This window comes from Pseudomonas sp. RL_105y_Pfl2_101, assembly GCF_963970585.1.
In the GTDB taxonomy this organism is placed as follows: domain Bacteria; phylum Pseudomonadota; class Gammaproteobacteria; order Pseudomonadales; family Pseudomonadaceae; genus Aquipseudomonas.
Window position 1 is genome coordinate 1 of sequence record NZ_CAXAPG010000063.1, and the last position, 10,528, is coordinate 10,528.

A 10,528-nucleotide genomic window follows, 5' to 3' on the forward strand; every position below is an offset into this window, starting at 1 on the left:
AGGATTGAGCCGCGCGCGATAAAACGAAGACCCAAGCCTTATCCCATGCTGATGAAAACACGTCGATCAGCCAGGGCCGAGGTCAGGAAGAATGGTCACCCGAAGAAGGTTAAGTAAGTGCCATTCATGTCGGCTGTAATTATTTCGATGGCGGCGATTAGCTGGATTGATGATGCCATGCGACATTCGCGCGAGATGATTGGACCGTCTCCCTGCGGAATCAATACCTGTTCGCTAATAATCTCGCCAGTCGCTGCTCGAATTAGTGCTTTTGTATCGTATCCATTTAAGTAGGCGTACCAGAAACTAACCGTCAGACTCGGCCTCTTTAGGTCCATCCGCAGCCGCCGACGTGTATGAAGGGCACCCGCTTGAGTACTTAGCACGTGACCCCTAATATGTGGAAAGTTCGCGCTCCTGGTGCGAATTTCTATTCCATTGGTTATTGGTTGGCCTTCAAGCTGAATACTTATTCTCATCGTTGGGGTGTCGATAAATTCGCCCAACCCGATCTTCTGTGGAGGCACGTACTCAAAGTCTTCAAAGCCTTCGGGCGATATAACGGTGAGCGTGCGCTCGGCCGAGACCGGCTGATCGCCGTAAAGACCTTTGACGGTGAGGCGATGGGTGCCCGCCCACAGCCCGGTGACCTGCTTGCTCCAGTCGCCGCTGGCATTGACGTCGGCGGTGCCCTTGGAGGTGGCTCCGTCGAAAATCTCCACCTGCTGCTCGTTCGCGGCTTTGCCGCTCAACGTGACGGCGGTGGCCCCCGTCGTGCCGTCGGCGGGAATGTCGTTGTTCTGCGGATCCTTCACCGAGGCGATCGTCGGCGCGGTTGCCGCGGTGACGGTGAGGACGCGCTCGGCCGAGACCGGCAGGTTGCCGTAAAGGCCTTTGGCGGTGAAGCGATGGGTGCCCTGCCCCAGACCGGTGACCGTCTTGGTCCAGTCGCCGCTGGCATTGACGTCGGCGGTGCCCTTGGAGGTGGCCCCGTCAAAAATCTCCACCTGCTCCTCGTTCGCGGCTTTGCCGCTCAACGTGACGGCGGTGGCCACCGTCGTGCCGCCGGTGGGAATGTCGTTGTTCTGCGGATCCTTCACCGAGGCGATCGTCGGCGCGGTTGCCGGCACGGCCTTGACCGTGTAGGTGCGCAACGGGAAGTCCACCGCATTGGCCTGCGCGTTCGTGCGGTCGAAGGTCACCTGCAGCACGACCTTCAGCTCGGAGCCGTCGCGCAGCTTGACCAGCTCGCTGCGGTCCAGCTCCTTGGACAGGCCGGCCGTCACCGCCGAGGCCGTGTAGAGGGGGATCACATGGTCACTGCCGTTCTCGGCAATGCCCTCGGCGCGCAGCCATACCCGCTGGCCGGCCGCGATCAACGGCCAGGGCGCACAGGTCACACGCGCATCGCCGGTGAAGCTGTCCAGATCGAGCTCGCTGCCGATGCCGCCTTGGGCCGCCTGCGGGATCAGCGGCGTGGTCAGGCTGGAGATCGCCTGCACGTTGAGCGCGAGTGGCAGCGAGTCCGGCAGCGCCGTGCCGCCGCGCGTAACGGTGTAGGTCACCACCGCCGCCTTGCCCAGGTTGTAGGCGGTCAGTGTGACCGGCAGTTCGATCTCTTTGTCCCCGATGGTGCCCACGGACACTGGCTCGGTGGTGTGCGAGCCGCACGCCGGCACACCGGCCGCTGCCGCCCAGGTCACGCTCACCTGGTCGGTGGCCAGCATGCCCGGGTACTGCGGCACCACCGCCGTCAGCGCGGCGACCGCACCAATCGGGTTCAGCGTGCTGCCGCTGGCTTGCTTGATACTGGGCGCGATCAAGTCCATGCCCGCACCAATGCGCATCGCCAGCACTTCCGATGGACTGTTTCCCCCCGCCTTACGCTTGACCCAATACGACGCATCAACGGTCCCGCCCTCGTTGCCCTTGATCAGGTCAAAGTCGATGGTAAACGACACATCCTCCTTGTCGGTGATTGCATTGAGCGTGACATAGTCGGTATGGGTCCCGGTTTTCGAGCCTTTCCAGACGTAGTGCACCTCATCACCGGAAATCTGCCCGGTATAGCGCCGAACAATCAAGCGGGTCCCGGCAGGTACATCTTCGGGATCGAGCGCACCGTCCTGCTCGCCCTCGACATCCGGCATGCGCAGTTCGGCCCTGGGTTCGCCAATGTTCAGCAGCTCGGCATGCAGGGACTCACGGCTGACCACTTCACGGGCGTCGGTGTCGCGTAGCAGCAGGTAGTAGAGGTCCAGCGTCCCTCCCTCGATCGCGCGTAGATGAGCCCCGTCGACCGGTATGGGGATAGGCTCCTTGGTCTGTTCCTCGCCTACGGTGATCTGGTGAGGGGGTAAGTCGGGCAAGTAGACCGAGGCGCGGTCTGGCCGGGTACCGAACCATTGCAGCTTGATCACCTGGCCTGCCGTCATGCTGTCGTCCCAGGGGATCTGGACCTGGGTCCGCGGCAAGGTCGGGTCGAGCGTGCCGGCGATGGCATCCAGGGCGATGGGCGCGGCCAGTTGCGTGGCTTCGCCGATCACGCTGACGAACTGACTTCGGGAAAACATGTCGTCAGAGTCGTCGGCCTTGATCAAGCGATAGGAAAACGCTACCTGGGTATTGACCAACGGGCGGACATCGGTGCTAGGCACTGGGATATCAATGACCTTGTTGATACTTTCGATTCTTACCGGCTCGTAGGTTTTATCCACGAGTTCGCCTTCGTCCGTCGTGCCGCGAAGGTGTATCTCGATCTGATCGCCGACGGCAAAATCCTTGCCTGTGACCACCACTTGCGCGGTCACTGGATCGGTGTCGGTCAGCTCGTCCATATCCAAGACGTTGTTGAACGTCTCCTTGATAATCAGCGCAGTCAGCCGCGAGTTGCCGGTGTCGACTACGATACGCTCGTCGGCGCTCCAGTCCTCGGAGCGGTTGTTGACCACGTCGTAGACCTCGAAGGCCACGGCCAGGCCTTCTTCACCGGTGTCCCATTTATCGAGGGTGTCCTTGTTCACAACGACGACGATGGGGTTGTTGTCGGGATCTGAGACTTGCGCCGCCGTGATCGTTTCCTCGAGGTACTCTACGCCCCCCCAGCTCAGGCGTATGCGGTCGCCTTCGGCGATATTGGGATAAGGCGCAATAGTGATTGGAACTTCCAGAGTGTCGGCATCAACGCCACCGTTCAGGATGTCGTCGGGAATCTGCATTTTCAGCTCGGAGTGGCCGGGGGTACTGCCGTTCTGATCCTTGCCACCGGGGCGTTCGAGTTTGACGTAAATCTTGGTCGATAAGGACGGTTCCGGGAAACCGCTGCTGATGCGTTTGACCTGATAGTCCAAGGTGAAATAGCTCGTGGTCAGGCGCCCGGGGGCAATGAACAGGGACATGACCTGATCGATCTGCGCTTCGTCGACAACATAGCCCGAGGTGACGACGATGGTATTGAGTCGCACATCAACCGTGTCGCCCACATCCATGACCTCCCAGGGCGGGATCTGTACCAGCAGGCCATCTTGGGGGAAGGTTTCCAGGGCCGCCCCGATGTTGATGCCCCAGGTGTCTGGCGGCATGGGCGGTTTAGGCTTGTTTTTGCTGGTGATGATAATTTCGGGAAGTTTCAGGGTGGGGACGGAGGGAGGGCTGGAACGGCGCATGGCAGGTACTCCTGTCGGGGTTGACGGGGGAGTTTATTGGGCGCCGTGAAGGGAAGACTGGCTACTGTCAGAGATGACAGGTTGAATGGGCTAGCCGACCAATGGTAGGTGCTTCTGGGCGTGGGGCTTGACTCTCAGACCAGACAGTAGCCGGCCCTCCCGTAGCGGCGCTCAATGGATTCTACTGTTGCACCGATGCGAGTCCCGGCCATGCGCCGCTCCAGTGCTATCCCCAGCTCCATCCTCACGCTTGCCGAAATCGTCATTCCCGGTAAAGTCGACGGTAACCCGCCCATGCCGGAGGATACCTGACATCAATATCGCTGCCGTCACCGTCCACCCCTCCAGGGCCTGCTGGTGCAAATCCCGCCTTGGACAGTCAGTTGGAGTTGGAGCGGCACCAACCCTCTCAGAGCGCTGGACCGGGTGTCCAGAAAAGAGATGGACACCCGGTCACAACTTAAAAGGCGGTGGGAGATGGGTTTGCCGGTGTTTTACAGCCGTTCTACCGATCCGATATGGCGATCCCCTTTCTTAGCGGAAGACCAAGCGTCATTTGCGTTGCTCCCGTCGCTGGGTAGACGCTCCTCGCCTGCAGGCCAACGATGTCACCGTCAAAGTACCATTCCGCCGGGGCTGAGAACTGGTTAGCGATCTGGCCAGCGGGGCCGCCGTTGGTATAACTGGTGTACCCATTCGAGAATATCCATCTACTAATGTTGTCTGGTTTGTCCACCGTCTGCTGAATGACAACCCTAAGTACATTGGACACGCTTACGGGATAAGTGACTGTCCTTCCCGCCTGGTCACGAGCGGTGATGGTGGCACTGCCGTTCCATTCACCTCGTACGAATCCGGTGGAAGCGTTAACGGATACGATCCCAGGATTCGAAGAAGAGTATGTATACGGCGGGGTCCCGCCGCTTGCTACCCGATTACCAGTATTGCCAGCCGCCTCCGCTCTTCGAGGCCATGGCGTAACATACGCACGGCCGTTGAGGTTCATCAGTGACGGGTCAATGACTAGGGGGGCCACCACGGTAAAGGTATGCGCATCCGACACCGGTTCGGCACCGTACTTGGCCTTGGCGGTAAAGCTGCGTCCCCCCGCCGCCACGGCGATGGCCGTGGTGGTCCAGGTGCCGCCGGTTGCAACGAAGGTACCCTTGGAGGCAGCGCCCTCGAAGATCTCCACGCTCATGCCCGCAGTGGCCGTGCCCCTGAGGATCACCGAGGTTTCGACAGTATTGCCACCGTTGGGGATTTCGGTATTGCTGGGCTGGCCTTTCACTGAGCTGATGACCGGTTTTTGAGCCTCCACCACGGTAAAGGTACGCGCATCCGACACCGGTTCGGCACCGTACTTGGCCTTGGCGGTAAAGCTGCGTCCCCCCGCCGCCACGGCGATGGCCGTGGTGGTCCAGGTGCCGCCGGTTGCAACGAAGGTACCCTTGGAGGCAGCGCCCTCGAAGATCTCCACGCTCATGCCCGCAGTGGCCGTGCCCCTGAGGATCACCGAGGTTTCGACAGTATTGCCACCGTTGGGGATTTCGATATTGCTGGGCTGGCCTTTCACTGAGCTGATGACCGGTTTTTGAGCCTCCACCACGGTAAAGGTCCGCGCATCCGACTCCGGCTGGGCACCGTACTTGGCCTTGGCGGTAAAACTGCGCGCCCCGGCCGCCACGGCGATGGCCGTCGTGGTGGTCCAGGTGCCGCCAGTCGCAACGAAGGTGCCCTTGGAGACCGTGCCCTCGAAAATCTCGACGCTCATGCCCGCAGTGGCCGTGCCACTGAGAATCACCGAGGTTTCGACAGTGTTGCCACCGTTGGGGATTTCGGCATTGCTGGGCTGGCCTTTCACTGAGCTGATGACCGGTTTTATCCATTCAATTGCCCTGACGGTGTATGTCCGCAACGGGAACGTAATAGCCTGCCCTTCATCCGTGCTTTGGTTCAAAGTGGCCTTGAACTCCACCGTGAGCGCACTGCCATCACGCAGCCCATGCAGATCATTGAGTGGCACGGTGTTGGTCGCGAAGCCACTTGAGACCCACCCAGCCGAAACTCGGCTGCCAAGGGTGCTGCTCCAAAGCGGGAGGTCATAATCCGTGTCATCTTTGTTTTTGCCCTTCACACTCAACCACACGTACTGCCCTTGGGCAATAAGCGGCCAGCTATCGATACGCACGGTGGCATTGCTCGTTAATGCCGCCACGTCCAATTCCGGCCCTTCGCCATTGTTAGCGGCTTGCAGGATCCTCGGCTTGGCGACCAGCAGATCGTCTTGATCAAGTGCCTGCACAGTCAGGTTGAGCGGATCCGATGCCGGTGAGTCGTCGCCATTTCGGGTCACGATGTAGGTAACCGTGACCGATCGGCCCAAGTTGTAGGGGATCACATCAGTCAAAAGATCAACCTCTCGGCTGGGAGACAAATCTTCCGGCGGCGTAGTCTGGGAGCCTGCCCCGGCAGTACCAGCCCAGGTCACGCTGACCTGATCGCCGGGTTGAATACCGTAGTTGGGGATCACCACGGTCAACGCATCCTTGGCCGCCACCGGATTCAACTGCTGATTGGGCGCAGCGCCACTGGCCTGCTTGACGCTGGGCGCAGTCAGATTCATGGCCGCGCCAATTGATATCGTTAATATCTCAGAGGCAGAAGTCCCGCCGCCTACCCGCTTGACCCAATACATCGCCCGCACCGTGCCATCGCGATTGCCCTCGATCAACGCGGCACTGATGGTGAACGGGATGTTCTGGTTCTCGGTCGATCCGGTGACCGGAATCGAGTCCCGGTACTGGCCGGTGTTAGAGCCCCACCACAGGATATGCACCCGGTCGCCGGCGGTTTGCCCGCTGTATTGGAGAACGATCAGGCGCGTGCCGTCAGGCTTGTCCGCCGGATCCAGCACGCCGCCGCTCTCGCCTTCGACCACCGGCACCGGCAATTCGGCCTGGGGCTCACCGATGCTGAGCAGGTCGGCGTGCAGCGATTCTTCTTCCAGCACTTCCCGGCTCACCACATCGCGCAGCAGCTTGTAATACAGATCGAGCGTGCCTCCTTCGATGTCAGTGAGGTGTCCGGCCACGACGATTTCAATCGGCACGCTGCCCCCCGCTTCGTTCGCGGTGATCGGGTGCGGTGGCAAGTCAGGTTTATAGGACGTGCCGTTCGCCCTGGTGCCGTTCCAGATCAATTCAATCGCATTGCCCTCCTCCATGGCCGGGTCCAGCGGAATCTCAATGGTCGTGCTGGGCAGTTGCGGATCGAGTGTGCCGGCGATTTCGTCCAGGGGGATCGGCGCGGCCAGAGGGTTGGCCCGGCCCACGATCCTTGGGGAGAATATTTTGGAGAACAGGTCAGCACTGCCATCCGCCTTGATCAGCCGGTAGAAAAAGGCCGCGTGGGGACCGCCGGCCAGCTGTCGCACTTCGGCGCTGGGGCGCTTGAACTCGAGGATACTCGGGGTGTTCAGGATTCTTTCGGGCGCGTAGGTGACCTCTTCGATCTTTTCACCCTCCGCCGTTGTGCCCGTTAAATGGATCTCGACGTCATCACCCACCTTGAAATTGGCATCCATCGCGATCACCTGATAAGTCAGGTCCGCCTCGCCGAGCTGGTCCATGTCCAGTACCAGGTTGTTCACCTCCTTGATCAGCGGCGCCATTAAACGCGAGTTGCCGGTGTCCACGATCACCCGCACTTCGGCGCTCCAGTCTTCGGACTTGTTGTCCACCCGGTCATAGACTTCAAAGACCACCGCTAGGCCATTGCTATCAGTATCCCCGGCCCTGTGGATGGTGTCTTCGTCAACGGTGATCACCAGAGGCGCAGATTGTGGCGGCAGGTGCTGCGCGTCTACCGTCTTCCAAATGAATTCACCGCCCCAGGACAGCTTGATCCGGTCTCCCTCGGCCATGATTGGGTACGGCTCGATGGTCACCGGGACGCCTGCAGCAGCGGCGTCTTTATCCACCGCGCCGGGTGGCAGGAACTCGACAGGAATCGTCAGTTTCAGCTCGGAGTGACCGGGCGTATCGCCGTCCTGATCCTGGCCGCCGGGTGGGGCCTCATCGATCTTGACGTGGATCTTCGTCACCGCTGAAGACGTGAAGTCGGGCTCCCCCAGTAATCTCACGTCGTAGTTCAGGTTGAAGTCGCCATCGACCAGCCCGCCTACCGGGATATACCGCTCAACCCTCTGGCCCACCTCCGTCTCTTCATCGATGGAGCCCGGCAACACGGGAATGTTGTTCAACTTGATTCTGAAGGAATCCCCTTGTCCCATGTTGTCCCAGGGCGGTAGCAGCAGGCGTAACCCGTCGTGGGGAAAGATGACCCTGGCGGCGGCGATGTTGATGCCGACGCTGCCGGCTGGCGCCGGCGGATGCGCCGGACCGCCGTCGGGGATCTCCAGCTCGTCATACACCAAGGGGTTGTTGTCGGCAGTGTCCATGGCAGTGTCCCAGTTGGGTGAGGTCTGGGTTTATTCAATACCTGAAATCGTGGGGTTGCCTACTGTCAGAGTTGACAGTAGGCATACCTTTCCACGCCTACTAAATTAGGGCACACCCACATCAACTGGACGTTTCCCATGACCCGGTTCATGCCCTGCCTACTTCCTCCCCCCCCCCTCTCCTCAGCGCCGCTTAAGCTCAGGGGGCTGTTCATTGCAGGTTGGACCGATCCCGTTACCGATGCTGATTACGGAATCAACCGCAGCATTGTCTTCGACCTCGCCATTCCCCCGCAGACCGAAGACTCTCCCACGGACGCACTCTGCATCATCGACCCTTGGAACGAGCAGAAGGAAGGCGACAATGTCGATATCTACCTGAACGACGAAATAATCGCTCAGGGAACTGTTGAAAAGGGAGGGCTCAACAAGCGCCTGTTCTTGTCGTTGCCACACGAAAAAATCGCCCCCACGTGGGGCGAAAATTTTCACTTCAAGTTGACGCCCGTAGGCGAAACCGTGCCCAGCGACGAGTCGACACCCTGGCGTTTGCGAGTCAAGCTGGATCGACCCGGCGGCAAAGACAGAGAACCCCACAACCCAGGTCATTCGGAACTAAAGGCTCCGCTGCCCCCTCAGGATGTGATCGACAACGGGGTGGACGCCGGCTCAGCAAGGGACGGCTTCGACGTTGAGATCCGGCATTATCTTGGGCGTGCGGCCCACGACACCATCCAGCTGGCCTGGGGTAGCGCTTTTGTATATCGCGAGATAACCCCCCAGGAGGCGAGTACGACCGATCCGATCTTCATCAGGATCGACCAGCGAACCATCCTGGCCGGCGGAGACAGTGCACGATTGCTGGTGCACTACCTGGTGTTCGATCTGGTCTGGAACTATGCCGAGAAATATTCCTCGCGCACGTTTGTGCCAGTCGATGCCGGAGCCGCTCGACTGGACGCGCCCGTCATCAAGGAGGCTTCCAACGGTGTGATCGATTTGCCGACACTGGGCAAACAGCCCGCAACGATCCAGATTATCGCGCTCGACTTTGCCCTGAACGACACGTTGAATATGACCTGGATCGGTACTCCAGTGATCGGCCTACCCTTGGAGAACCGTCAATCCAAAGTCATCGACAACCTGCCCGCCATCTATGAATTCGAGATTCCCAACGCTGAAATCCGTGCCCTGGCAGGCGGATCTGGCGATGTCTTCTATATCTTGGAAAAAGCCAACGGCGATCCTCCCCTGTCATCCAAACACGCCTTTGCAAGCGTCGAGGGCCAGCTGTCCGCCCTACCCGCGCCGACACTTACAGAACTGATTGGAGACATACTCGAGCCGGACCAGTCCTTCGCCACGGTGATCATCCATGCTTATCCGGGAATGAGGGGAGGCGACCATCTCAAACTGGTCTGGTTGGGCGAAAAGGCTAACAACGGCGGCCCATACCTGCATGAGGACGAGCACATTGTCAGCGGCAACGAGGTCGACACAGACATTGTGATGTTCGTCCCCGGTGAACACATCGCGGTCCTGAGGGGAGGCAGCCTGAGACTGAGCTACTGGGTCGCCAACGACGACGCAGTCGTATATGACGTCAGGGAGTCCGACTTCCTTGACGCCCAGGTCCAGGTCATCCGTGCCGAAACCCCTGCGCCCATGGTCGTTGAAGCGCCTGATAATAAACTGGACCCGCAAATCCATACCGGCAGCGTGACGCTGCGTATCGGATACCTCGGCACCGCAAAAGGCGACATCCTCACCTATTACTGGCACGGCAACCCTGGAGAGGGCAGCACCAGCGATTGGGTACCGATATCCCAAGTCAGCGCCGGCAAGCCGCTGGACTTTACTATCTTGCGCAAGTACATCGAACCGAATATCAGCGACATCGTCCGGATCCGTTATGTTGTTCTTGAAAAACTCACCGGCCGGTATCGCTATTCGGGACTGCTAGAGTTGGAAATCGGCGACCTGCTGGGCGAGCCGAACCGACGGTGAGCGAAGCTTCGCCCGCTGGTGTACTCGACCCGATGATGGCGCTTGGCGGCGCTACGGTAGAGGTACGATACGCAAGCGTCGATGAACCGCATGGGTTCGCTGAGTGCCATCAGTGGTGCCCTGGCACGGACCTGGGGATCGGCAGGTGACGTGCGGGTCACTGAACAGGGGGTAGATGCCAGGCGAAACGTCTGTCACATCTGCCCACCATCATTCATGTATCTGCCGCTGGATGGCCGTTTCAAATAGAAAGAACCCTGCGCTTAGGGAAACTCTGAAAAAGACTTCCTGATTTGGCAAAATCACCGGGCACCAGTCGCCGAGCTTTTCAATGATGAAACAGATGACCTTCGCCGATGCCGAGTACGCCGGCAAGCGCAAGCAGACCCGCAAG

5 protein-coding genes are annotated in these 10,528 nt (G+C 59.8%); 2 read left to right on the forward strand and 3 right to left on the reverse strand.

Annotated elements, in window-relative coordinates:
- Positions 1–95: 95 nt before the first annotated feature.
- A complete protein-coding gene (locus tag AACY31_RS27805; protein ID WP_339505498.1) occupies positions 96–3,665 on the reverse strand; it encodes an Ig-like domain-containing protein in 3,570 nt (1,189 codons plus the stop codon).
- Positions 3,666–3,839: 174 nt separating this feature from the next.
- Here AACY31_RS27805 and AACY31_RS27810 point away from each other — a divergent pair, with 174 nt between their 5' ends.
- Positions 3,840–3,977, forward strand: a complete 138-nt coding sequence (locus AACY31_RS27810) for a hypothetical protein (protein WP_339505500.1) — start codon at positions 3,840–3,842, stop codon at positions 3,975–3,977.
- A gap of 193 nt (positions 3,978–4,170) precedes the next feature.
- Here the strand turns inward: AACY31_RS27810 and AACY31_RS27815 are convergent, their stop codons facing one another.
- Positions 4,171–8,127: a hypothetical protein gene (locus AACY31_RS27815; protein WP_339505502.1), complete on the reverse strand. Its 3,957-nt coding sequence runs from the start codon at positions 8,125–8,127 to the stop codon at positions 4,171–4,173.
- Between the two features lie 138 nt (positions 8,128–8,265).
- Between AACY31_RS27815 and AACY31_RS27820 the strand changes: the two genes are divergently transcribed.
- Positions 8,266–10,134, forward strand: a complete 1,869-nt coding sequence (locus AACY31_RS27820) for a hypothetical protein (RefSeq protein ID WP_339505503.1) — start codon at positions 8,266–8,268, stop codon at positions 10,132–10,134.
- A 210-nt stretch (positions 10,135–10,344) separates the two neighbouring features.
- Here AACY31_RS27820 and AACY31_RS27825 read toward each other — a convergent pair.
- A partial coding sequence (locus AACY31_RS27825) for a hypothetical protein (protein WP_339505504.1) occupies positions 10,345–10,528 on the reverse strand: 184 nt, incomplete at its 5' end.